At 48.4% G+C, this 25,916-nt stretch carries 20 protein-coding genes and 1 pseudogene; 1 reads left to right on the top strand and 20 read right to left on the bottom strand.

The genetic code is table 11. The annotated features are described in order from the left end of the window. Positions 1-58: 58 nt before the first annotated feature. From hpt to HP401_RS15750, 13 genes and pseudogenes are all read right to left on the bottom strand, one after another. Positions 59-598 carry a hypoxanthine phosphoribosyltransferase gene (hpt, locus tag HP401_RS15690; RefSeq protein ID WP_106785225.1) on the bottom strand — a complete coding sequence of 180 codons (540 nt, stop codon included), beginning with the start codon at positions 596-598 and terminating at the stop codon, positions 59-61. Next, on the bottom strand, positions 595-2,022 hold the full coding sequence (gene tilS, locus HP401_RS15695; protein ID WP_173605663.1) for a tRNA lysidine(34) synthetase TilS: 1,428 nt from the start codon (positions 2,020-2,022) through the stop codon (positions 595-597). The genes hpt and tilS overlap by 4 nt, the downstream gene beginning before the upstream one ends. Further along, complete coding sequence (locus HP401_RS15700) at positions 1,994-2,446, bottom strand: threonine/serine exporter family protein (protein WP_012683890.1); 453 nt, start codon at positions 2,444-2,446, stop codon at positions 1,994-1,996. Before HP401_RS15700 ends, tilS begins: the two co-directional genes overlap by 29 nt. Positions 2,447-2,451: 5 nt before the next feature. Next, entirely contained in the window at positions 2,452-3,201 is a 750-nt protein-coding gene (locus HP401_RS15705; protein ID WP_012683889.1) for a threonine/serine exporter family protein, read from the bottom strand. 15 nt (positions 3,202-3,216) lie between these two features. Then, complete coding sequence (locus HP401_RS15710) at positions 3,217-4,185, bottom strand: serine/threonine protein kinase (protein ID WP_173605720.1); 969 nt, start codon at positions 4,183-4,185, stop codon at positions 3,217-3,219. After that, the gene (locus HP401_RS15715; protein WP_012683887.1) at positions 4,142-4,903 is read right to left on the bottom strand and encodes a vWA domain-containing protein; all 762 of its coding nucleotides are present in this window, start codon (positions 4,901-4,903) and stop codon (positions 4,142-4,144) included. Before HP401_RS15715 ends, HP401_RS15710 begins: the two co-directional genes overlap by 44 nt. 120 nt (positions 4,904-5,023) lie before the next feature. Then, entirely contained in the window at positions 5,024-7,498 is a 2,475-nt protein-coding gene (gene spoIIE / locus HP401_RS15720) for a stage II sporulation protein E (RefSeq protein ID WP_173605664.1), read from the bottom strand. Positions 7,499-7,883: 385 nt separating this feature from the next. Further along, positions 7,884-8,025, bottom strand: a pseudogene (locus HP401_RS29910) (S1 RNA-binding domain-containing protein); the annotation flags it as partial. After that, positions 8,022-8,330, bottom strand: coding sequence for an FtsB family cell division protein (locus tag HP401_RS15730; protein WP_064202221.1), 309 nt, complete (start codon positions 8,328-8,330; stop codon positions 8,022-8,024). The pseudogene HP401_RS29910 and the gene HP401_RS15730, both read right to left, overlap by 4 nt. A gap of 18 nt (positions 8,331-8,348) precedes the next feature. Further along, positions 8,349-8,921, bottom strand: coding sequence for a spore cortex biosynthesis protein YabQ (gene yabQ / locus HP401_RS15735; RefSeq protein WP_173605666.1), 573 nt, complete (start codon positions 8,919-8,921; stop codon positions 8,349-8,351). After that, positions 8,918-9,202 carry a sporulation protein YabP gene (yabP, locus tag HP401_RS15740; RefSeq protein ID WP_007726414.1) on the bottom strand — a complete coding sequence of 95 codons (285 nt, stop codon included), beginning with the start codon at positions 9,200-9,202 and terminating at the stop codon, positions 8,918-8,920. Before yabP ends, yabQ begins: the two co-directional genes overlap by 4 nt. A gap of 123 nt (positions 9,203-9,325) precedes the next feature. After that, complete coding sequence (locus tag HP401_RS15745; protein WP_173605667.1) at positions 9,326-11,362, bottom strand: copper amine oxidase N-terminal domain-containing protein; 2,037 nt, start codon at positions 11,360-11,362, stop codon at positions 9,326-9,328. Between the two features lie 60 nt (positions 11,363-11,422). Then, positions 11,423-13,201, bottom strand: a complete 1,779-nt coding sequence (locus HP401_RS15750) for an SgrR family transcriptional regulator (RefSeq protein ID WP_173605668.1) — start codon at positions 13,199-13,201, stop codon at positions 11,423-11,425. 98 nt (positions 13,202-13,299) lie between these two features. Here HP401_RS15750 and HP401_RS15755 point away from each other — a divergent pair, with 98 nt between their 5' ends. Further along, positions 13,300-14,580, top strand: a complete 1,281-nt coding sequence (locus tag HP401_RS15755) for an MDR family MFS transporter (RefSeq protein WP_173605669.1) — start codon at positions 13,300-13,302, stop codon at positions 14,578-14,580. A 26-nt stretch (positions 14,581-14,606) separates the two neighbouring features. On the opposite strand, the gene HP401_RS15760 is transcribed toward HP401_RS15755, so the two are convergent. The 7 genes from HP401_RS15760 to mfd all read right to left on the bottom strand — a co-directional run bounded on the left by HP401_RS15760 (position 14,607) and on the right by mfd (position 25,818). Beyond that, positions 14,607-16,742, bottom strand: coding sequence for a GDYXXLXY domain-containing protein (locus HP401_RS15760; RefSeq protein WP_173605670.1), 2,136 nt, complete (start codon positions 16,740-16,742; stop codon positions 14,607-14,609). A 109-nt stretch (positions 16,743-16,851) separates the two neighbouring features. Next, positions 16,852-17,145, bottom strand: a complete 294-nt coding sequence (locus HP401_RS15765; RefSeq protein ID WP_012683879.1) for an RNA-binding S4 domain-containing protein — start codon at positions 17,143-17,145, stop codon at positions 16,852-16,854. Further along, positions 17,135-18,604 carry a bifunctional methyltransferase/pyrophosphohydrolase YabN gene (yabN, locus tag HP401_RS15770; protein WP_173605721.1) on the bottom strand — a complete coding sequence of 490 codons (1,470 nt, stop codon included), beginning with the start codon at positions 18,602-18,604 and terminating at the stop codon, positions 17,135-17,137. Before yabN ends, HP401_RS15765 begins: the two co-directional genes overlap by 11 nt. A gap of 9 nt (positions 18,605-18,613) precedes the next feature. Beyond that, positions 18,614-20,278, bottom strand: a complete 1,665-nt coding sequence (locus HP401_RS15775) for a putative polysaccharide biosynthesis protein (RefSeq protein ID WP_173605671.1) — start codon at positions 20,276-20,278, stop codon at positions 18,614-18,616. A gap of 108 nt (positions 20,279-20,386) precedes the next feature. Then, on the bottom strand, positions 20,387-20,929 hold the full coding sequence (gene spoVT, locus HP401_RS15780) for a stage V sporulation protein T (protein WP_012683876.1): 543 nt from the start codon (positions 20,927-20,929) through the stop codon (positions 20,387-20,389). 232 nt (positions 20,930-21,161) lie between these two features. Then, positions 21,162-22,229 (bottom strand): peptidylprolyl isomerase, encoded by a 1,068-nt coding sequence (locus HP401_RS15785; protein WP_173605672.1) that lies wholly within the window; start codon positions 22,227-22,229, stop codon positions 21,162-21,164. 40 nt (positions 22,230-22,269) lie between these two features. After that, the gene (mfd, locus tag HP401_RS15790) at positions 22,270-25,818 is read right to left on the bottom strand and encodes a transcription-repair coupling factor (protein WP_064202229.1); all 3,549 of its coding nucleotides are present in this window, start codon (positions 25,816-25,818) and stop codon (positions 22,270-22,272) included. Between the last annotated feature and the right edge of the window lie 98 nt (positions 25,819-25,916).

Raw genomic sequence — 25,916 nt, forward strand, 5'->3', positions numbered from 1 at the left:
TCTCACGAACAGACACTTTTCACATTTTATCATAGAAAGTACGGTCTCCACAACAAACCTACTTCGTGTAGACCTCAGGCTTCAATACACCGATATAAGGCAGATTACGGTAGTGCTCGGCATAGTCCAAGCCATATCCCACAACGAATTCGTCTGGAACATCGTAACCCTTGTAATCCGGTGAAATATCCACCTTGCGTCGCTCTGGTTTGTTCAGGAGAGTCACCACTTTTACAGAAGCAGCTTCCCGATGGCGCAACAGCTCTACCAAGCGACTCAGTGTCAGTCCACTGTCCATGATGTCTTCTACAACCAGTACGTGTCTGTTTTCCACAGATGTATCGAGATCCTTCAAGATTTTCACCATGCCAGAGGACTCTGTTCCACTTCCGTAGCTGGAAACTGCCATAAAGTCCATTTCGCAGGGAATGTTCATGTGACGGATCAGATCAGCCATAAAAATGACTGCGCCTTTCAGCACGCAGATGACCAATGGATTTTTATCCTTGTATTCTGCAGCCAGTGTCTCACCCAATTCTCGAACTTTACCCGCAATATCCTCTTCTGATAGCAAAATCTTCTCGATGTCTTGATTCATGAAAAAACCTCCCGCCAATCTTCTCCAAACTCTACCCGCACGTGTAGAAAACGCCTGGTCTGTCCATTGATAGGCGCTACGGCGGAACGGCGCACACCTGGTACCAAAATCACCTCATCCCCCGCTGTCAAAAGCGGAAGCTTGTCACGCCATGCTCGTGGAAATTTGGCATCAATCAATAAATCCTTTAGCTTTTTTCCATTTGCTGAGCCAAACAGGGTGATGCGGTCTCCAGGTTTTCGGTTACGCAAATACAGCGATCCTGGCAACTGATCGGCATCAAAGACCGCTTCATTCGCCGAGAGTCGCTCCCAATCCATGGGACCTTCCAGGTAAGTAATATGTACCGTGGCCTTGCTCTCGTCGATCCAGGTTACACCGGGAACGGCGAGTTCGTAACTATACGTATGTATGCGATCCTGTCGCTTTCTACGACGAAAAGTGATTCGCTCGTACACCCGGTCGACTACCAGGTCATTGGGCAAATGCAATTCCGCAGAAGGGCGACTTCCCCCTAGCATGTGCAAAACGGTCTCCACATGTTGCGAAGACCATTCGGTATGTTTTGAGAGATAACTTAATATTAGAGTAATCATTCTCCTTTGTAAAGCAACGTCACAAGTTTGAAACTTGTCATTGTCCATCAAAAATGCTTCAGGTTTTTTCTCAATCATTACCTTTTCCAACTGCTCATTCGCCAGCCGCATTAAAAGCGCTTCGTCCTGCCGAATTGCCTCTGCAGTTGCCAAGATATGCTCTCGATACTTGTCATTCACTTTTTCTAATAAAGGCATGACATCCAGACGTAGCAGATTGCGCGTATACTTGCGCGATTGGTTGCTACTATCCTCACGAGGGACGAGTTGATGTTCCCGACAGTAGCCTTCCAGTTCTTGACGCGTTTTATGCAAGAGCGGACGCACGAGCTCAATCGGGCAATCCGCAAGCATTCTTCGCTTCGGCATCCCTGTCAGTCCATGCAACCTGCTGCCTCGCACAAAACGAAAGAGAATCGTTTCCACCTGATCGTCAGCATGGTGGGCCAATGCCAGCTTGGTCGCTCCTTGCGCCAGACCTACCTCTCGATACAGCCGATAGCGAATGTCGCGACTCGCTTCTTGCCCGCCCAATCCCGTCTTTTCCATATAAGCGGGGACGTCATACTCAAATAGGTGGAAAACCACGCCGAGTTCACGACACAGCTCTTCTGCATAGAGTGCATCTTGCCTTGCCTCTTCCCCACGAAAGCCGTGATTCAGATGGACAGCATGTAGCTTCCAATGATACTGGTATTGTTTATTGAGAGAAGCCAATATATGCAACAGTGCGGTAGAATCGTTGCCACCGGATATTCCGACAACAACGCTCTCACCTGGAAGCAAAAGCCCCTCGGACTCAATCTCGTTGCGCACGCTTGCCAGCATAGCGGGCTCCTTTCCAGATCGTCAGAACCGAAATTCCAAATATAAGTCCAGAAGCAATCGCGCCGGCCACCATCAATGTCTTGGTCGCCTGAGTAATCCCTCCGACATAATCGTTGTTCACAAAAGCAAGCATGGCTTTGTAAGCCAACGATCCCGGCACCAGTGGAATAATGCCTGCAACGCTAAAATTCGTAGAAGGAACTCGCAGTATAATAGATAAGAGCTGGCTGAGCAAAGAGACAACAGCAGCTGAAACAAACGTCGACAGCAAGACCTCTGCACCGTAGATCGGAAGAATGGAGTAGACGAGAAACCCGACCACTCCGGCTAAACCAGCCGCTACGATTGTTCGAACCGGCACATTGAATAGCACACACCACGCTACTGAGGAGGCGAAGCTAAGCGCCAATCCTTTTAACAACATCGTACTCACCTCGTAAACGAAAGAATAATGGCTGTGGCTACCGCTACGGAGACAGCTGTCAGCATCGCTTCTACCCCGCGTGAAACACCTGCAACCAAATCACCAGCCATCAAATCTCGAAGTGAGTTAGTGATGGCGATCCCCGGAAACAACGGAAGCATCGCACCAATAATAATGATGCTTAAATGCAACTGCGGAAAGACCGTCACGGTCAACAACGCGAAAAGTCCTCCTAGTAAAGCGGCAGAGAACTCCGTAAAAAACTTCATCCGGACAAACTGTTCTAAATATTCCTGGCTCAGGTTCACAATCAACCCGGCTATCGCAGAGGGAACCAGACTGCCCCAATCTCCCCCTGCAAGCATAGCAAAGGAGCCGCTGGCCGTAGCGGCTGCTAGATGCTGCAACCATTTCGGATAGATCTGCTTTTTCTGATCGATCTCACGCAGCGTCCGATAGGCTTGCTCCAAATTAATTTTCCCACCGACAAACTGTCGGGAAACATCATTTACGAGCGTTATTTTATTGAGGTTGGTCGTACGTTTGGGGGTACGAACCATTCTTGTATGATCGAATCCACTGCAACGAAAGGACAGGATGATACTAGTGGGCGTTGCCGAGCTGTTTACATCATCCATCCCCGCAGCCTTTGCAATCAATGCCATTGTCTCTTCCGTCCGGTAAGTCTCTCCACCGTTTTTCAAAATAATCGAGCCTGCCAACAAGCAAGTATCCATCACCAAATCTGAGGACACGAACCGTCACATCCTTCACATAAACCATGCGTAATACAAAGTACCAGCCAATAGGAGTAACGAGGCGACAAAAAGACCGCTAATGCCCGCGCCTACATTCCCTTTCGCCCGCGCTTTCTTTTGCGACTTTTGCGGTTTGGCGGCCATGCTATCTCGCAAGACTGCCAACAGCTCCGCTCGCATTTCTTTCGCGGTCGCAAACTTACCGTGAAAAGCCTTCAATAGAGGCTCCCGGTAAGGGTACAGGCTGTCACTTTTTCGTATTATATCACAGAGTAATATCGTGTGACGTGGGTCACCATGGCTGTTTTTCCACGTTTCCGGTCCAACCGTCAGACGTACCATCATCACGGCTGTCGAGAACAGGTCATAACTTACTTCAGCCCGTCTATCACCTGCGTGCCAAAAAGCTCGATCATACTCTTCTGTAAACTGCCGAACCGCATTGCCTAGCTTGGTCACTCCACCGAAATCAATCAAGCGTACCTGCTTGTCCGACTGGGTAACCATCACATTTTGCGGTTTCAAATCGCCAAAAATATAGCCATGCTGATGCAAAACATCCAGCCGCGCCAGCAATTGAACCATCATCACGGCCACCCAGTCCGTACCCTCTTGCTTGATATATTCATCCAGTTGCAAGCCTTGAAGATACTCCATCGCATAAAACGTACAGGCCTTCCCGTTTACAACGAGATCATCCACGTCGCACAGGAGCGGTCCCACTCTGGAATCCCGCCCCTGCTGTGTGCTTTTCAACACATTCACTTCCATTAAAATATCTATGCCTTCCACACCAACCTTAACCGCGCGCTGTACGCCACCTTGGGATACCAAGTACACGGTCCCGTTTGCACCACGCCCCAACTCCCGTAGGACGTGGTACGATTTTTTGTTCCATTTGCCCGTAAAGTGTTTGGGCAGGTCGGGGGTGGCTGCCTTAAAAGACATGGTCACGCAGCATTCCGTTCGAGTCGTCCTCATCGTCTTGATCGATGTAACGATCTTGCAGCGAGCGTGGGAGCTTGTCCTGCTCAAACAGGGCAATTGCCTCTACGATGGCGGGGCCTGTAGGAGTAATTCCGCTCATCGCCAAATCACTCGTAATTTGATGGGCCTGCTCGACCTTTTCTGTCCACGGAATGCGGATATCGAGATGCTTTTGTTTCCCCGGAAATGAACCGACCGCCATTCTGCTATGGCCACTCCGTGAATGCAGACTGATACTGAAATCGTGAATCGCTTGCTGAACAGCCGACAGCTTTGGCTTCATACTTCCTGAAGTATCGACCAGCATCACGACGTTCAAGCTGCTTTTTTCACCCAACTCGTCAACCATTCCGGCAACCTGCACTCTTTTATCGGGTGCCAGCTCCTCTATTCCGGAATCGCCCAAAATCTCTTTTAATTCTTTATTGACCACTTGATGAATGGTGCGCGTCATTGCTTTTCGCGTCAGCATTTGTACCGTTTGCGCAAGCTGTTGGGGGTACACGATGTCGCAGAGTCCACCTCCTGCTTCCGCAATATCCCTGATTTCCTTCTCCCCTTTCTCACCCAGCTCACTCTTGTCGATTACGCCAATCACATTCACCGTAATTCCTTGCTCCCTTGCCAATGCCGCCGCAGCAACGGGACTCATACCCGAGTTGGAGCAACCGTCTGTCACTACCAGTATTTGACGAAGTGTCGCTTCTTTCACAATAATCTCCCCATTCGATCTGTTTTGTCACTCCCAGCTCCGTGTAGCGAACGTTCATCCACTTCACTTCGCAGGATATTTTTAGCAACAGTATCGACGGGTAATAGAGAAAACATACTCCTAACTCACAATCCGAGGACGCTCTAGCTTCTCCATGCCATGTACAGCGATGGCAGCCCACTGTGGTACAAAGCGGTCAATTCGCGCCACCAACACGGTCATATCATCAACAATTTGTCCGGAATGCTGGCGAATGACTTTTTCCAATAGTAAATCAGCGACCTCCTGTGGATCATTCGTCTCCAGTTCGCTAATGATTCGCTTCATCCACGCTTGCCTGTTTTCAATATGGCGCGGCGCTTCATAGATACCGTCGGACATCATGACGAGCAAATCACCTGGCTTGAGCATACGAGATACGACATCCACCTCGATTTCTTCCAAAATCCCAACTGGCAGGTTGTTGGCGGTAATCGTGATAACATCTTTATTTCTTTTGACAAAGCTCGGGGTGGAGCCGATTTTTACAAAACGGGTATGAGCGGTTTGCAAATCGATCAGAGCCAAGTCCACCGTCGCGAACATTTCCTCCTTGGAGCGCAGGGCGAGCACGGAATTAACGGTTTTGATCGAAATTTTTTCGTCCATGCCAGAACGAAGAAGCTGCTGGAGCATATCAAGGGCGGATTGACTCTCTATGGATGCCCGCTCGCCATTTCCCATTCCATCGCTGATCGCCAGTGCCATTTTTCCATTCCCCAAATCCATCGTGCGGAAGCTGTCACCAGATAGTAGCTTGCCGTCTTTGGCTGCACCCGCAATCCCGATATCGATCTCATATGTTTTGGCGGAAGCAAGGCACATCGTGCATGAACCGTCTTTTTGTGCTTCACAATGCCGCTCGCGAACCACAATGTTTTCTCCCAGTATCTCCGTGAGCATGGGGGCCACGATCTTCGCGCATTCATCGCGGCCATAGCAAGTCGGCTGACTGATTTCGATATCGACCTTCCCTTCTTCCAAGCTGTGTATTTCTACGCGGCGTACCGACAGACCCAAGCCCTCCAATGCTTGTGAGACCTGCTTTTCCTGAAAGCTCAGCTCCATTCCCTCTCGCTGTATTTCCCGGGCAAAATCACTCATGACCCGAGAGACTCCAGATAGCTGGTCAGCTACGAGCATTCGGCTTTCCTTTATCTGTTTTTTCAGTTGGTCAAACGATTGCTGGCGATCGTATTCCTGCTCCATTACAGTCATGACCTTCTCTGTTTTTACACACTTACGCTCCCAATCACGGGGCGGAGTAACCCCAGCCAATGTACCGTGCTCGTACACTTTTTCCCTTAAAAATCGCATGCCCTCATAGGTCGATTGTGTATCTTTTTCCCAGCATTGTTCTTTTTTCCAGCATTTTTGGCAGGTGAATTCAGATACACGGCTGAGAAAGGCATCAGCCTGTTCTTCTATTTCTTCAGGATCGGCTGTCTGGGCAAAGCTATGGGAAAGTTGCGTAAACAAGTCGGAGAATTGCTGGATTTTGCCCGCCGTCACATCGCGGACTCGGCGCATGTATTCTTGATGGGATTGTAGATTCTCAGGGGTCCCGGGTATAAATCTGGCTACTTTTTTCCAAATAGCAGCAGGGGTTAGAACGAAGAGCACAATGGCCAAGGAGGTTTCGATCAAGGAGAAGTAGAGTGTCTCTTCTGCTCCACCGTAAATCGCGAGAATAGCCGTACCGATTAATAAGCCTGCAGATACGCCCACTTTGCCGCCTTCCTTCAGCAAGCCTGCCAAAAGACCGGAAAAAGCAAGCAGATTGATTTGTAAAAGAGCACTCACATTAGCCAGACTGAGGATGAGACCTGTGACCACGCCAACAGCCGCACCGATCGTGCCACCACCGACAAAAGCAAACACGAGCAGCAAATAGCGTGAAAGTACATGCTCCATCGAAATGCCTTCGACCATCCAATCCACAGTACCCGTCATCAGGGAAGCCAGTAAAATGACTAACGAAACGATCTCTTCATTTTTGAGAGGCTCATAAGGCTTCGCTAAATGAATGATCGATAAGGACTGAATGAATATGAGCGTCAGCACAAAACCAAGGATCGCTTCTACTGCTACCATCACGAGCTCGTAAGTCGTTACTTGATTGGTCAGCACCGCATACAACAGACGGCTGATGAAAATCGTCCCAACAACCAGCAAAGGCGTCCGTGAAAAATCTTTCTTACGCATTTTATTCATCAGTTTGCAGGCAAAGAAAGCAAGTATCACGCTCAAGGAGGTTTCCAGTCCAACTGGCACTGACTGGGTAAAAGCACCGATAATAAGAGCCATCCCCGTGACAAGCAAACAATCTCGACGAATATAAAACATGACAATGAAATACGGTATAGCAAAGGGAGTTAGCTCCTCCACGATCAGAGCTCGTCCTAATAAGAAGCCCATAAGGATGGGGAGAACATTCCACTTCTCTATGATATCTGCTACTTTTTCTCCCCACGTCTGGGCAGTGGTACCCATTCGATCGGACACTTGCCGCGTCCAAGCATGTCCGGCTTGTGTTACGTTTTTGTTCGCAATCATTTCGCTCCACCCCGTTCTTGGTCAATGTGTTTCTCCATTATACGGAGGGGGCATTGTAAAATTTGTCAAAAATCCAATGAATATTCACGGAATCGTGCGACAAATTCAGTAACGCAAATGGACAAAAAAAACCGACGTTATGGCGGATAACGTCGGCTGACAGGTGATTCGCGCTTTGCGAAACGGGCTTAGGATACTGTATTCGTCAAGACTTTGAAATGACCTTCCTATTTTTACTTTCAAAATACACTTTCCACAAAGAAAGAAAAATCATAATTTTCCGAATTAAAAAAGGCCGACTGCGGCCCTTTTTCTCTACGCTTTTCTTCAAGAGGGACTGTTCCCGCTGATAGCGGGGTGGCTGAGCTTGCCTTACGAAGACTTATTTTTAAAAATGGATGGATGTCCCGGACGTAGACGTCAGCAATTTCACTAATATGCACCAGTCCGGTCACATCGCCTGGCAGATGAACAAACGCTCCGACGCGGAATGTCTCCCTCTCGTTGAAGATCAGCTGTATACTCAATCCGGAATCATATAGATGCTTTCGCCTTGCTTGGTAAACAAAATTCGCTTACGTACCAGCTCTGCCAAGTACTCCTGATCGTTTAACCGACTTGCTTCATAGGTCAGATCGTCTTGCTTTTGCTGTAAGACCGCTGATTCTTGCTTCAAGACTTCCAGCTCTGTCTCCTTCTTGGACAACTCGCCACTCTGCAAAAACAAGGTATAGCTAGTCCAGACGAAAAAGCACAGGATCACAAAGAAAAAGAGACGCATTCTCCTTCTTTGCCCTTTTCGGTTAATGGAAGAGGTTCTTGATTCCTTCATCAGTACGCCACCTCGAATCTACTCCCGCTTTCTCTTTGAGTGAAACCAATTCTTCCAATTGGTCCAAAATCCTGTTGTTTTTCCGTACATTTTTTTCCCCAAATGTTGACCCCATCTGGCAAAAGGAGAGGTGACAAAACGCGTCACTTTCCACAAAAAGCCGAGGATCGCGAGCAACACGGAATACAAAAATGTCAGCACCATGATGATCACGCGGAAAAGAAAGAGGACAGGACGTACTAGCAGGATGTCTATAATTTTTACGACCGTACGGTAAAACCACTGACAGAATTTTATCACGCGGTGCAAGAAAAGGATATACTTCTTACTACCTAATAAGAAATATAGCCACGCGCCAAATATCATTCCAAAAAATATCGGAAACCGAATGATCCCGTCGTTCACTTTCACCAAAACTATGAAGACAACGCCCATACTGCCCACCCAAAAAAGGATGTCAAAGAAAAAGACCAACCAGAGTGGCAGTCTGGCCTTGCCCTTAAATACATAGTACGTATCAAATCCCATACCCATCAGTGCACCACACGTCGACATGGCCAATACCGTCTGCAACTGGATGACGATGTTCACTTGAATAACTTGCCGAAGAATCCTCTCGACCGATCGCCGGCCTGCCCTTGCTCCAAATAGGCCATCTCGTGAACGAGCCCCTCGATCGCTACTTCTCCGGTTTCCAGACTCAGATTTTTCATATGCAGGTTTTGGCCTCGTATGGTTAAAAAGCCGCCGTCCGTCTCCAAGAGGAATTCTTCGCTGTCAAAGCTTTCGACGTTTTTTACTCCCGAAATCGCTAAGCTGCGACGATTAATCATCACGACTTCATGACGTGGCCGTCTCGTGTGATCGTTCATGATTACTCCCTCCTCGCGTACCCTTCTTGTACTATCGTATGGGGAGGGATGTCCTGTTAGAACAAAAACGGTCCATACACAAAAGAAAACCCCGTATAAATACGGGGTTTCGTCTCACTATCCTTACTTGTAAACGGTGTAGTTCCCGTTCACGTAGATGATTTTGTAACCGGTACGCTCCGTGATAGTTTTCAGAGGCAGGGTAGGAACGTTGTTTTTCAACTGAACCGCTGCAGGCAGCGTTACATTCTTGCCATTAATGGTCGCTACGTTTGAACCGACCTTGAATTGCATGACCGTATTGCCGCTCACGACTTTTGCCGTTGTTTTGGTGTAGCTGATCGAAAACCCAAGGGCATCTCGGAAAAACGTAGTTGGCATTAGCGTGTTGCCATTTACGGTATACGGTGCCACTGCGAGTCCGGTTGTTTTACCAGCCTTCGTAAAGGAAGCGACGCTCTGCTTAAAGCTCACACCATTCAGAGCCACGATGGTCGCCGGACGGGAGAAGAGCAGACCTCTCTCCTCGGAGTTGTAGACGCCAATGCTGTACACACCTGGAGTAGCCGGATTCACAATGCCAGCTGTCTCAGCGATATTGACCTGAGCTACTGTTTTTGCCGGAATATCCTGGGCAGGAATAATAATCAGATTTTGTCCGCGTACACCAACAAAGCTAGCGGCCACACCGTTCACCGTTACTGTGTTCGCTGGCAAGTAAGCTGGAACACGGAAGCCAACTGGGAGTACGACTTCAATGAAGCCCTGATTACGAACAATCGGAGCACCCATAGCTTTGATGCCGATTGAAATACCAGCAGGAGTAGAGGCAGTCGCTCTCGTCAGCCCAACCGTTGCCAATGTATTATCCACCGCGACTGGTGGAGTCACTCCGGAAACTTGAAATTCCTTCGACTTATAGGTCTTGTTGTCGATCTTGGCCGTCACGGTATAGGTTCCCGCTGTTCTCGGAGTGGTCAAGTAGCCTTCGAATGCAAACTTGATGCTCGCGCGATTCGTACTAGTGAATCCGTAGGGTGTGCGGAAATAAACCTTATTCCCCAACACGCTTACATTCGTCACTTGTGCGCCATTGACGGTGACGCTGTTACTGGTAAGAACCGGTGGAACGGTTACTCCATTTGGGAATTCGACCTCGATTTCTGCGTTCGACCCCAGCTTGTTGGAAAGATCCACGTCAAATGTATAGCTCGTACGCGCTCCCGCTGCACTATCCGACAAAGAAACGGTGAATGGCGTATTGCTTGTGTTTGTAATCTCTACATCTTTTGACTTGTATTCTTTGCTGTCATATTCGATTTCATACGAATAGTACTTGTCTGGTTTCGATGGGTTTACAATTCCCGCGGAAGAGGTAAACTCCAGCTTTATGTAGCTATCTCCGTCTGCACCGCTCGGGATCTCAATCCGAATCGAGTCGCTGTCGAGAATCGAAACGTAATCCGGTTTGTACCCGTTTACCTTCACATCAGATTTGCTGATGCTCTTTGGCAGCATGTCCTTGGAGGGGAAATTGACATAAATGTATTTGCCCTCTTTCAGCCTGCTTTTTGAGCTGAGATTAAATTTTCCGAGCGTTAAGGAGATGGAGTCCTCGGCATTTTTACTGCTAGGGGAAGCCTCGAAGTCACCCTTGCTACTACTGCTACTGCTGCTAGACGAAGATTTGCTGATCGTAATCTTGTCGCCCTTGTAGCTGGTCTCCGCACTTGTTTTCACTTCGATCTCGTAGCTGCCCTTGTCTTCCGGGTTGGTGATATTATCAATGGTTAGTGTAAGCACAGTGCCTTTTCTGATCTTCTCATCGACTTCGACCTCAACCACATTTTTGCTTACGGATACGCTGTCGATCGAAATCTTGTCATTATCGTCATCTTTTAGCGTGACGTCCGATTTTTTCAATTTTTTATCTACCGAATAGTCAGATGGGAACCTAACGAAAATACTGTCGCCTGATGATAGGTCCTTATTGATTTCAAACTCAATCGTATATTCTGTTTCCTCGTCCACACGTGTACTGTCTGCAGAAACATCCTCGATAGAGAGAGCATAAGCCGCTTTTGGCTCGAGCATCACTGGACTTGCCAGTACCGCAGTGGCTAGCAGCACTGAGATCCCTTTGTTTACGCTTTTGTTCAACGGTAACGCCTCCTTATCTAAAGTTCCCTACTATGATAGGAAATGTTCGGCAGGAAAGGGTTACAGACTGGTAACGAATGATTTTACCCACAGCTTGGAAAAGTCGATCCATCCAAACGAATCGACCGCAATTCCTTGCAAGGCGGGATGGTAGTGATCGAATCGCTTCGTATGGTACAGGAAAAGCAGCCACGCCTCATCCCTAAGTATGTCCTCCATCTTTTCCAACGCCCGCATACGTTCTTTGCTGTCCTGTAGCTGAAGAATTTTTGACATCCGCTCCTCAACAATCGCCAGCCTGTCATCATCTAAAAAACGATGTACCAAGGAGCATTTGTTTTTGTATATCTCCATCAGCCCCAGCTCGATATCACGTTGCAGGACTTCCCCCATCATAGCCATATCGGCATGTTGAGCTATATCGTACGACAAGAACTGGCCTTTCGTAATGCCCTGCAATTCAAGTCGAATGCCAACCCGCTGACACCTCTCCTGAAGCCACTCTGCTTCTTCTCTCACTTTTTTCGCGTCGTTAAAACTCAACAAGACAGCCTCGCCCTGATACGCGCTTTTTTGTAGCCAATGAGCCGCCTCCTCTATGGTATGGGAGGAAAAGTGCATGCGTTGGCTTCTTTCCGGCAAAAAGCTTCCGGCAGGCGTAAACGTCTCTTTTTTCAGGTCTCGAATCATTTGTACGGGGTCAATCAGTAGTTTGATTGCCTGGCGAAAAGCGAAGTCGTGCTGAATACCTGGCTTTCGAAAGTTGAAGTTCAGATAGTGACAGCCTACCTCTTGAACCTCCAAAGATTTGCTATCATCTTCCGTCGCTTCATCCTCAGCCAGCGAGAGCTGATACCGTTGCTTCGAAGAACATGATCCCGGTACTCGCCAGATTTCTACCCGATCCAGAATCGCCCGCTCCCGATAATAGTCGTCGAACGCTGCCAATACCAACCGATCGTCTGTAAATTCGACCATCCGAAACGGACCTGTCCCCACAATCGCAGACTCCGAAAACAGCACATCATGCGGCAAGATCGACATTCCGATGCAGGATACTAAATGCAAGAAAAAACCGTTTGGCTTCCGCAAATGAAAAGTAATAGCTCCGTCATTTCGCTGTTCGATCCAATCGATATCGTCCACTTGCCAACGATACGGCGAATCCAGCTGAATCAGTCGCTGAACGGTATAGGTTACATCTTCTCCTGTCAGTACACGACCATGGTGGAATCGGACTCCTTTTCGTAAATAGAAGGTCCAAGCAGTCATATCCAGATTTCTTTCCCAAGCATAGGCTAGCTGGGGCTTAAAATCTTGTGTTTCCAAATCGAAAATGACAAGCGTGTGGCAGATTTGCTGGATAAAATGACTCTCCGCCGCTACTGCTACGAATGCAGGGTCGATGGTGGAAAAAGCTCGTTCACGCGGAATACGTAAAATCTCCTGACTCCTCTTATCGTTCTCTATTGCAACAAATCCGAATTGACTGTCCCACGTTTCCTGCAAAAGCCGCTTCGCACCCGCAGGCAAATTTTTATGATGCAAAAGCTCCACTGCTTCCCCAACTTTTCCGTCCATCAGTCGCTTCTGAAAGTAACTAGCCAAAAATTCAGTGATATCGCAGAGAATCGTGAGCCTCGAATGATTGCCCCGACCTACCCCTGCCTTCCATAAAAGAAGCCCCTCACTCTCCCATTTGCGCAAAATCAGTTTCACATTGCGGGGCGTACAGCATAGAAGATGGGACAACTCTTGTATACCGATCTTTTGTTCGCGCCCCGTCTCCCATTCGGATAGCCCGAGTAGCATCTGCATAAAGTGCTCATTGCTTTTCATAAGGCATCCCATTCCTTAAAAGGTGAAATTTATAGAGGAATCTTACCCTTTTTCTTCTCCTTTTCATAGCTACAATTGGAAAAAAGGAGGTCGTCCCCATGAGCTTTTCGCAACTCCATCCCAACATTCGCATACGAATCGTGACTTCCTTTCTGACACGTCTGGTAGGAAATATGATCTTCCCTTTTATGGCCATCTACTTTTCTGCCAAGCTCGGTCCTGCTATAACGGGGCTCCTGTTAGTCCTGACCGTATGTGCGCAAATCTTGATGGGCTTCTACGGAGGCTACCTGGCTGATCGGTGGGGCAGAAAAAAAGTGATGGTCTACGGACAATGGATTCAGTGCTGCGCTCTCTTCATCATGATGGCAGCGAACTCCCCGTGGCTCGACTCGGCTTGGCTCACGTTTGCCATGATGCTCGTTCAGAATGCGAGTAACGGAATGATTAACCCTGCCGCAGATGCGATGCTCATCGATGTCAGTACGAAAGAAAACCGGACGTATATGTACGGCATCAACTACTGGTCCAACAACTTATCGATTGCGCTAGGTTCTGTGGTGGGAGGACTCTTGTTTGCTACCCATCGCTTTGAACTGCTTCTCGTGCTAACAGTTGTCAGCTTTCTCACGCTGGTGATCATCGCCTTTTCCATCAAGGAATCGTACCAGCCAAAGCCAATGCCCCCTGTCGGATCGAGGACAGGTATCTTACGAGATATGGTTGCAAGCTACAAGCTGGTAATGACTGACCGTCGTTTCATCCTCTTTTCACTAAGCGGCATGCTCATTTTTGCACCGGAATTCCAAACACCTAACTACATCGCTGTCAGACTTGCTCAGGAGTTTGCCCCGCGGAGCATTGGTTTATTTGACTGGTTTACTGTTGAACTGACTGGCATCAAAATATTCAGCCTGATCCAGCTCGAAAATACGCTGCTCGTGGTACTATTCTCTCTTGCCGTCACCAAGCTCATCGAGCGCTTGAAAGAAGCACCTGCCTTATATATAAGTGGACTGATGTATATTGCCGGGTACTCACTGATTATGTACAGCAACTCCCTTATCGTTATCCTGGCTGCGGTGCTTATAAGCACAATAGGCGAGCTGATTCACGCTCCCATTCGCCAAACCTATCTGGCGCAAATTGTAAATGATGATTTACGTAGCTCCTACATGGCTGTGAACGGACTTGTTGTGCCCGGAGCGCGGATCATGGGGGCAGTCGGAATCACTTTGGGAGCTGTCCTCCCGTCCTATCTAATGGCACTCCTCATCTTTTCGCTGGGGGTCGCAGGTGTCATCCTCACCCGCTCGATCGTGTTGCAAATGGATTCCAAAGAACGTTTACTTCCTCACACAAAAGAAGCTGCCCGATGACACAGGCAGCTTCTTTTTTTGAAATGTTACTGGTTCGTCAGGCTCTCCAAAATGGCATCGCCTCTCTCGCCAATTTTCACAATAGCGTATTTGGCATTCCGCTCCACTTCAAGTCCGGTTCCTTCTGGGACAAAATAGCTTTCTATGCCGTATTCCACTCGATTGCCACCGATTGTGCTTCCATTAATAATCACATCCGATGGCTGAGGCTCATAGGCCCGATTCCATTGACCATTGAGCTCATAATAGCCACTGTAGCTATGCAGCCCATTTGCTTGTTGACGGAGTACGACACGAATCTTATCCCCTGAGTCAACCTGTTCCTGGTCCAATGCAGATATGGTGTAGCCAAGTCTGACATAATCTCCTTGCAGCAACGAACGCGGATCGATTGGGACCAGCTCCAGCTTCACCGTTTTTCCATTGGCCAGGATCGTCTCACTGCTCCATACTTGATAGCCCATCAAAGCAAATTGCAGCAAAATAACAGGAAGCAACACGAGCGCTTTTCTCACAAAAAGGGACGGTTCGCTTTTTGGCCACTCGATTTTCGCCCTTCGATCCCACCACAAGGTAGCGACGAAAAACACCAGGCTGAGCAAAAGCAGGCTCAGTGACTTGTGCAGCAAGCTCCATAGCATGTCGTAGTACTTCATGAGGAGAAACGCAAACCAGAAACCGAGTACGATTCCGAATCTCACCCTATTTTGTTGATGCAATGTCCGGTACAACAAATACGTGCTGACTGCGAAAAAAGCCAGATTCACGACCACATCCATGGAGCCTGATTGAAAGCTTTTCTCCGTCAGGATCAAAAGCGAGAGTAAGGCATACACCAACGAGCTGTTTTGCAAAACGACTGGCAATTGCTTTACGTAATGCATCGCCATCTGCATAGCAAAGATGATTACGAGCACATATTCAAAGGAAGGCAGGTACTCATCCAGCTTCGTAGCGAGGACGACTAAAAAGGTCAACTGTGTCAAAAGCCGCGCCGGAATGGCTGAGACAGCTTTCCACACGTATAACAGTACCAACAGGAAAATGATCCAATAAGCTCCTTCTAAAAAGAGAATAGAACCGACACCCAATAGATACCCCATTGTGAGCAGCGTATATCGTACCGTTGTATTCATCCTGCTCATAAACACCACAGGGCCAATAAAGCCAATTAATGAAAGGAAAAACAGTAAATCAATAACCACTTCGTCTTGAATGATCAGAAAAAGCAGACCTGCTGTCGAAGTGGCTCCAATGGATGCGGCAATGGTTGTGATGAGAACCGTAAATGCCTCTTGAAAAAACACAACCCATTTGCTTTTTTGATGCGCTGATTCCCTGCGCAGCCAATTAATCCCTGCAACTGCTCCCCAAACAATGAGTACAGTCAGCAGCAGCATGAAAACAAAGAAGCTTTCTGAGAAATATTGCACCATATAGGATATGAAATTAGCGAGCACAAACAGCGCGAGCAGCGATGCGGTCACAATCAGAAGCCCGCGACTCGGCACCCATTTTAAAAACGTGACAAACAGAAGCCCGCCCGTCAGGACATATAAAAGCTCAGGGAGCGGACCATACACTTCGGTGAAGGATGAACCGAAAAGACTGAGGGAAAACGTCAGAAACGATAGGTAGTAAATCGGCTTGGAATGCCATTTCCCCGTAGAGGTTAACCAGAACAGGACCATATTCCCCAACGCAATCAACCAAAAAATCATGAACCACCACTCGTCTTCACGCGCTACACGAATGACGGATGGATGGAGAAAGAAATAAATCGCTAAATGAGCGAGGACATAGCTGATGACATAGAATGGCTGATAGCGCGTGAAAATCGCGAACAGCAAATTCGGTATGAGCCATACGACGAACAGCATATAGCTGTCGGCATGTGAATTGTATATTTGCCCCAACAATGCCACACTGGTGCCAAAAGCCAAGCCTCCAGCTACCAGAAGCCAATTGCTCAAAAACGAATGTCGTTTGATAAAACGCAGTCCATAGGATAATAAATAAAAAAGAACGAGGATTGCCACACTGACGCCGATCTTTTGTTCCCTGACCATAAGCGGCCAGTTCGAAGCAAAAAAGTATAGGATAGATGATAACAGAAGCGAAATGGACAAAAAGTAACCTGTTCGAACCCCGTTTTGTTGCATACAGCACACATCCCTTCGGAAATACCCTCAAGTACTCCCATTATATCCCTTCGTTTAAAAAAAGCCTAAAAAAAGACTGCCATCCCGGCAGTCTCTGTTCGTATGCACATTACCCTTTGAGGTAAGCATCTTCTTCTTTTTCATCACGCGGAACGGGAACTTCGCCGATGACGGTATACAGCGAAGCCGCTTCTTCTTTGCGTGGGTTTTCTTTGATATCCTCTACTTTTACCGAAACGATTTTCTGTCCGAAACGGATCGCCAGCTTGTCGCCGATTTTCACATTACTGGATGCCTTTGCTGGGCGATCGTTGATTTCCACACGCTGTTTGTCGCACACTTCTTTTGCGAGCGTGCGTCGCTTGATCAGTCGAGACACTTTCAAGTATTTATCAAGTCTCATGTTTGGCTTCCTCCCACCATTTGTCCATTTCTTGCAGGTCCGTCTGCTCAAAGGTACGGCCCGCTTCTTGCAGCTTGCCTTCAATATAGGAAAAGCGCTTCTTGAACTTGTTGTTGGTCAATGCGAGGGCTTCCTCCGGATCGAGCCCGAGGAAACGCGCCAGATTGACTACCGCAAATAGTAAATCACCCAACTCGCCAGCTCGTTCTTCCTCTGATGCTTCTTGTAGTTCGTGGTATTCCTCTTCTACCTTTTTGAACACGTCTGCAATATCGTCCCAGTCAAAGCCGACTTGGGCTGCTTTCTTTTGCAGCTTGTACGCATACATCAGTGCTGGCAAGTCGCGCGGTATTCCCGCCAACTGTGATTGAGCCGTTACATCGATGCCTTTTGCTGCTTTTTCCTGTGCTTTGATCTCCTGCCAATTCGCCAGCGCTTCCTCGGAATCATTCGCGCTCTTTTCTCCGAATACGTGCGGGTGGCGGCGAACTAGCTTTTCATTCAACGTCGCGACAACATCATCTACCGAAAAATATCCGTCTTCGGCTGCCATCTGCGAATGGAGCATGATTTGCATCAACAAATCCCCCAGCTCCTCACACATCGCATCTGGATCATCGTCGTCAATCGTCTCCAAAACCTCGTACGTCTCTTCAATCAAGTTTTTGCGGATGCTTTGATGTGTTTGCTCGCGATCCCACGGGCATCCATCCGGACTGCGCAGGATCGCAACGATCTCCTTCAAGTAGGAGAATTGGCGGTACGACACCTTCTCGTCCTTCGTCGGCGGTACATACACCAGGGACAAATTCCCGAAATGATCGAGTCTGTCCAGTTCATACAACGGGACTGTCTCAATGATTTCTTGTCCCGCTACCCCTACGGCTGTCGCTACCGTCACCTCGTAATCATCTGGCAGCACTTCCATCAAGGTCAGCTTCACATCAGAGGCCACAAACGCATCGTACACTTGCGCGATAATCGTGTGCAGACCCGGTGATACTTGATGAGCAGCGAGCGCCGTCCCATCCAACAGAGAGAATCCCTCAATCGGATCGATATGTAGGCGGGCAAACAACGGATCGATAAAGCTCTGTCCACCGCCAATTTCGATTTCTACGCCACGGTTTGGTCCCTCTGCTAACAACAACTGCACGGTACGTTCCGCCACCAAAGGATGACCTGGTACGGCATAGACAAGGCTACCCGCTTCGTTTACCCGTGAAAAAAGCAGCTCCACAATATCGGTGTACACATCAGAAAACGTATCGTGCTGCTCATATACATCGTCAAAGGATTCAATCGTGATGCCTTCTGCGATCAACTCGGCTACGACCGGATGCTCTTTCGTGCGCAAATACAGCTGTTTGGCAGCTTTGAGCGTACGATAGATGCCATAAGGAAGCTGGTCCAAATCTCCGGCACCAAGACCGACTACAGTAATGGTCTTATTCTTCATTTCCACTTGTCACGCCTCCTTTTCGTTCATTCTCGCCTTCTCCGCTGGGAGGAGCTTGTATTTCGTTAACAGCGAAGCAATTCGCTTTCCTTTTGGCAAAAATTGAATATCACTTCTCGTGAGTCCACCCGTTTTCAAAAGCGCCAGCAAATAGAACAATGCTCCTAAAGCGACAGCAATCAAGCCTACCAGCGTATAGAACAAGCGATTGGAAAGTCCGGCACTGGCCAGCACTGTATTAGCGAGCCACTCCACAATCAGCACGACAATCGACATCACCACGACAGACACAAATGGCTTTTTCACCGTTTGACGGAATCCAATGTTTGCTCCTGTGTATTTAATTACCGCTAAAACGTTTAGTCCCATGGCAACCAAATAAGCTAAAACGGTGGACACTGCTGCACCAGAGATACCCCAGAACGGGACGAGTGCCAGATTGAGGATGAGCTTCACCAATACACCAATAAACAGGTTGCGGGCAGGTCGCATTACACGCCCCAAGCCTTGCAAAATTCCCGCGCTAGCAATGCTCACCGTGGCGAAAATAATCGTGAAGGACTGTACAGCGAGGGCCTCGGTACCGTTGCTATCTCCGTAGAGCATGACGTTAATCGGCTCCGCCAACAGAGCAAGTCCAAAGGAAGCAGGCAATCCCAACAGGAAGGTCAGTCGAATCGCCACTTCGGCACGATGAGAGATCAATTTATGCTGGCGCTGGGCAACAGCTTCACTGATCGCAGGCACTAACGCCAGCGACAAGGACGTGGCAAAAAACGTACCAAACTGAATGAGTGGTTGACCACGGTCAAATGCACCCTTCAAAAGCTTGGCCAAGTCCTCTGGGGTCCCGCTCCATTGCAGCATATTGACGACGGTCATCGAGTCTACAAGCGGAACAAGCGGCAGAACCAGAGCGCCCATACAAATCGGAACGGCATAGGTCAAGAGATGACGAAGTATTTGACGATTGGTCCACGGTTGCACGGATGATTGCTGAACCTGACCCATGGACAGCTGCCCCATCTTCTTGTCCGCTCTCCAATACCAAAGCAAGACGAGAATTGCTGCAATGGCACCTGGAAAAGCAGCAAAAACGGCACCTGTACCAGCCAGGTAAGGATCCTGATACACGTTCATCGCCCAGAATGCAGCAACCAGAATGAAAATCACGCGAATGAACTGCTCAGCAACCTGAGAGACGCCAGTCGGCATCATGTTTTGATGCCCCTGAAAATAGCCGCGCAGGATCGCAGCCATCGGTACCAATGGCAGTGACCAAGCTACCGCTCGGAGCGGGGTAATCAAATGCTCATCACCCATCATACTGGCAATAATAGGTGCCCCTCCATATAACAGTAAGAAGAAAAAGATCCCGAGAACGACCAGCGATATACTGGCTACTCGAAACGCCCTGCGTGCCCCGATCGCATCCCCGACAGCGACGCGCTCGGAGACGATCTTGGAAATGGCAATGGGGAAACCCGCCGTCGCTAGAATCAACAAAGCGGTATACAGCGGGTATACTTGCATATATACGTACAAGCCGATATCTCCGGCAATGTTTTGGTATGGGATGCGGTATACAGCGCCTAAAAGCTTGGAGACAAGACCGGCAATTCCAAGTATCGCCGCGCCTTTCACAAATTGAACGGAAGCTTTTTCTTGACCCATGTGAGTGAAATTTCTCCTCTCCAACCTAAAACTTCGTTCATTATACCACAAGGCCATGGGCACAAGAAAAACAGCCCCGGGGTACGAGGCTGTTTTTGCTGAGCGATCTTACTGCTCCATCTGCTTTGCCAGGAAACCGGCCGCTGTTTCCGACATTTTGATCTCCAAATCACTCATCTTCGTTGACTCGTTTTTGTTGAGGAGGATCACGGACCCGATTGGATCGCCTCCTGCAACAATCGGTGCGATGACGAACGAGCCCATCGTCTCGTTCAAATCACGACAAATTTCATAAGAGCCTGCGTTTTTCTCCAGTCTGGTCTTTCTTTCCTCCAAGCATTTCTCAACAATGCTACCAATTGGTTTCTCCAAGTATTCCTTTTTGGAGGCCCCTGCCACAGCAATGACAGTATCCCTGTCTGAAATCAGTACGGTATGATTCATGCTTTCATACAAAGAGTCGGCGTACTCTTTTGCAAAATCACCCAATTCTCCAATCGGTGAATACTTTTTGAGAATGACTTCTCCGTCACGATCCACAAAAATCTCAAGCGGGTCGCCCTCACGAATGCGCAGTGTACGACGAATCTCCTTAGGAATCACGACCCGACCGAGGTCGTCAATTCGACGAACGATACCAGTTGCTTTCATGTCTTGTTGCCTCGCTTTCCCGTAAGAAGTGGGTAGTGAATAGATGGTGGTTGGTTGTATTTTTTCCTCAAATTCTAATTTTAACTATGGGTGATGGTATCAATTTTTGCCAGTTACTTCAATTACTCTCCCCCGGGTGGTAGCGAGTGATAATAGTATTTGCCCACGTTTGAAGAATATGCGAGAAAACGAAAAAACAGGGAAACGAATTCCCTGTTTTTCTTCGGACTTCTTATTTTTTTGCTGGAGCATCATTTTTGGACTGCGGGATGTTGAATTTCGTAATGAGCTTGTCCAGCTCGGTCTTGGCGAAAGTATCGTACGCTTTCTCCAAAGAACTCGCGCGGAGCTGTTCTTTCATCTCATCAAAGGTCTTTTCTTTGCGATTCTCGACCTTAATAATATGGTAACCAAAATTAGTTTTTACTGGCGGTCCAACTTCACCAACTTTTTGTGTCAGGGATGCTTCTTTAAATTCTGGTACCCATTGCGTTACATCCGCATTTTCGTACAAGCCCCCAGACTGCTTGCTGCCTGGGTCATCTGTGAACTCTGTTGCCAGCTTCGCGAAGTCTTCACCCTTTTTCAGGCGCGCTTCCAAGTCGTTGGAGATTTTCAACGCCTCTTCTGGTGTGCGCTTTTCGGTAGAGATCAGGATGTGGCGAACAGAAGCAACGGTACGAGAAGCTTTGTCCATTTGATCATAGGTTTGCTTCAGCGTAGCATCGTCGATATTCTTTTTCATCACATTGATGGACTGGTTGATCAAGTCCATCTGATTGATGATCATGTCCTTCGTTACGCCTTGGCCATCCATGAGCTTGTTGAACTGAGCTTCATCCTTGCCCAAAAAGCTCATGTACTGTGTTTTGATTTTCTCGAAAGTTTTCTCAGCGAGTTCTTTAGACTCTTTTTTCATAGCGTCGTCGGAACGGCTAGCCAAAACCTTGGTAGCTGTGAACTCACGGGCAAAAGCCTTCAGTGATTTGCTATCAGCCATTTCAATCATGGTACCTTGTTGTGGGTTCATGAAGTTAATGACACGCAGGAACTCTTCGAACTCTTTTCCTGTTACAGTTCCTCCTTGATACTCCACAATGACCGCTTTCTGGTCTGCTGCGTAAGGCAGAGTGAGTTTAGGGAATTGTACCAAAGGATCATTAGCAGCTTGATTGCTGCCATCTGTCTGATTCGCTGGAGTTTTTGAGTCTTGCTTCGCTTCTTCTGCTTTTCCACCGCAACCAGTCATGAGTGCCACGACCAGAACAGCCGAAGATAGAATCGCTACAGAACGTTTCATAAATAAGGTTCTCCCTTCTCAGGCAAGCCCATTTTGTCAGTTAAGACACAGGGCTCTCCGTACCGGTGTCTCTTCGCACCTGGTGAAATTGACGCAGCAGCTTTTCAACCAACTGCACGCCCTCATCTTCTTTTAACCCCTTTACTTTAACAGCAATCGTGATCTGTTGTCCACCCGACAGCCCAACCCTCTTGCTCCAGTTACTGGTAAGCGCAAACAGCGCTCCACCATCGATATTGTTGTTCTGACTAGGGTGCAGTAACAATTTAATCTCGTCTGGATTCTTCTGGCTAATTTCGGTGATGTGGTGCTTCAAGGCATACACCCGCAAACGGGAAATAGTCAACAGATTATCAACCGGCTTCGGAACTGGTCCAAAACGGTCTAGCAGCTCCTCTGCCAAATCGTCGACGTCTTCCAAGGTAGACACCGCGACAAACTTTTTGTACATCTCGATTTTTTGTCGGCTGTCCGTAATGTACATCGACGGAATATAGGCATCCAGTTGCAGGTTGATCTCCACAGGTGTGACAATTTCTTGTTTGACTTCGCCCTTCAGCTCATCAATGGCTTCTTTCAGCATCTGGCTATACAAGTCGAAACCAACCGTATTAATAAAACCATGCTGCTCCGCGCCCAGCAAATTACCCGCTCCACGAATGGACAAGTCTCTCATCGCGATCTTGAAACCAGAGCCAAGCTCAGTAAATTCCTTGATGGCTTGCAGACGTTTTTCCGCTACCTCTGTCAGCACCTTGTCCCGTTGATACGTAAAGTATGCGTACGCAATTCGATTGGAACGACCTACACGTCCACGCAGCTGATACAGCTGAGACAAGCCCATTTTATCTGCATTGTAAATAATCAGCGTATTGACGTTCGGGATGTCCACCCCAGTCTCAATGATCGTCGTGCTGACCAATACGTCAAAATTCCCTTCCAAAAAGTCGAGAATGACGCCTTCCAGCTCGCTTTCGTTCATCTGTCCATGCGCTACAGCGATGCGTGCGTCAGGAACGAGCATCGAAATCTGCTCCGCCATCTGTTCGATTCCCTGTACTTGGTTGTAGAGGAAGAACACTTGCCCATCACGAGCCATCTCACGCTCAATCGCTTCGCGAACGAGAGCAGGGCTGTAATCCATCACATACGTCTGCACCGGAAAACGATTTTCTGGCGGCGTCTCGATGACAGACAAATCACGCACACCGAGCATCGACATGTGCAAGGTACGTGGAATCGGCGTAGCGGTCAGAGTCATAACATCCACATTCGTTTTGATCTGCTTCAGCTTTTCCTTGTGGCTCACACCAAAGCGCTGCTCCTCGTCTACGATTAACAGACCGAGCTCGCGGAATGTCAGGTCTTTGGAAAGTAGACGGTGCGTACCGATGACGACATCGACTGTGCCTTCCTTCAGGCCTTTTAGTGTGGCATTCTGCTCCTTGCGCGAACGGAATCGACTCAATACCTCCACACGGATCGGATATTCCGCAAAACGTTCACGGAACGTCTCGTAATGCTGCTGCGCCAGAATCGTAGTTGGAACCAAAACGGCTACCTGTTTTCCGTCCATGACAGCCTTGAAGGCAGCACGAATCGCAACCTCAGTCTTCCCGTAACCTACGTCCCCACAAACGAGGCGATCCATCGGACGTTTGCGCTCCATGTCCGCTTTCACTTCCGAAATCGCGCGGAGCTGGTCTTGTGTTTCCTGATACGGGAACATCGCCTCAAATTCACGTTGCTCTGTCGTGTCGGGAGAGAATGTATGACCGACAGCAGATTCGCGGGCTGCGTACAGCTTGATCAAATCTTCGGCGATATCCTTTACAGACGACTGGACTTTGTTTTTGACACGTTTCCACTCGCTGCCGCCCAAGCTGTAAATCTTCGGCTGTGCCTCTTCACTCGCCACGTACTTCTGCACATGGTCGATTTGATCAATCGGAACAAACAGACTGTCTCCTGCTGCGTATTGAATATGAAGGTAATCTTTATGAATTCCGAGAATTTCCTTGGTTTCAATTCCAAGGTATTTTCCAATCCCGTGATTCACGTGCACGACGAAATCACCGGGCTTGAGCTCGAGATAGTTTTTGATACGCTCCGCGTTGTTCATCGTCTGCTGAACTTTGCGCGCCTTGCGCTGTTTCGCGGTAAACACTTCACCTTCCGTAATAACAACCAACTTGTTTAGGGGAAGCTCAAAGCCTGTCTGGAGGTTTCCTAAAATGATCGTAGGACGCCCCGGAGGTACTGTCTCGACTGCTTCTGTTAAAACATCCGCTTCCATTTCGTAGTCATGCAGGACACGCTCCAGTCGCTTCGCACGCTCCAAATCAGCTGCGACAAAGACGATCTGATCCTGGGACTTCTTCCAACGGGCCAGCTCTGTTTTCAGTACGTTCATCTGTCCATGGAAGTTTTGCATGGTACGACAAGTCAGATTTACGATGTTTTGCGGCTGGGTCTTCGGTGATTGTCTCAAAAATAGGGAGAGGTAAACGATCTGGCGCTTTTTCGTCGACACGATCTCGTCGTACGTGCGCGACAGGCTGAGATTGGACATATATTCGCCCTGGATGATGCGTCCAGTCAGCCATTCCCCTTCTTCTTTTTGCAGTTGCGCTGCCGTATCCAACACACGGGAAGGCTCATCAACGAGCAGCAAGGTATCGGAAGGCATATAGGACAACAATGTATCACCCGTCGGGTAAATGACAGAGATGTACGAATACAGCTGTGCAAAACGCTGTCCCTGCTTCATTCTCTCTGCATCAGAGCCGATTCGCTCCATGACTTTTTCCTTGGCAGCCCCATCCTTCAAATTGGCGAGGGTTTCTCCCAGCTTTTGTTCTAAGCGAACTGCCGATTCCTGCAATAACGGAGTCGAAGCAATCATTTCTTTTGCTGGACCAAGAATATATGTCTGGACCGATTCCAATGACCGCTGGGAGAGCATGTCAAACGTACGGATCGAGTCGATCTCTACATCAAAAAGCTCGATCCGCACTGGCCACTCCGAATCGATCGGATACAAATCGATAATTCCACCGCGAATACTCATTTCTCCCTTGCGCTCAACCATGTCCACTCGCTCATAGCCAAGCTCAATACATCGGAGCAAAAAGGACTCGATATCGAGCTCATTACCGACGGATAACTGAATCTGCGCTTCCTTCCATACTTGCGGGGGAACGACCAAGCGACGCAAGCCAGCAAAAGGGGCAACCAAAAAACCCGTAAAGCCTTGGGCCAGACGGTTGAATACATGAATTCGCTGCGCCAGCATTTCAGGGCTGGCAATAGCAAGCTCAGAGCCAATCAGCTCATTACCGGGATACAGCAACACCTGATCAGAGGGAACCAACTCGATCAAATCTTCGTATACTTTTTGTGCTTGGTACATGTTATGCGTCACTACACAGACCGGACGATCTGCCATTTGTTGCAATGACGCCATCAATACTTGCCGGGCGGAACCAGCTAAGCCAGAGACAAGCTGCTCATGTAGCCCCTTCTCCAAACCAGCCACGATTGTCCCGACGTTCGTGTCCTGTTTCATCGGGTTAATGATGACTTGCATTCACTAATCCCCTCTCTAATTCTTCTGTCAACTAAAATCAGAGCTTCGCTTACGCTCACAACAACCGCAGGTCAGCCATGCGAAAAGAAGCCTTAGCT

This window comes from Brevibacillus sp. HB2.2 (assembly GCF_013284275.1).
In the GTDB taxonomy this organism is placed as follows: domain Bacteria; phylum Bacillota; class Bacilli; order Brevibacillales; family Brevibacillaceae; genus Brevibacillus; species Brevibacillus brevis_D.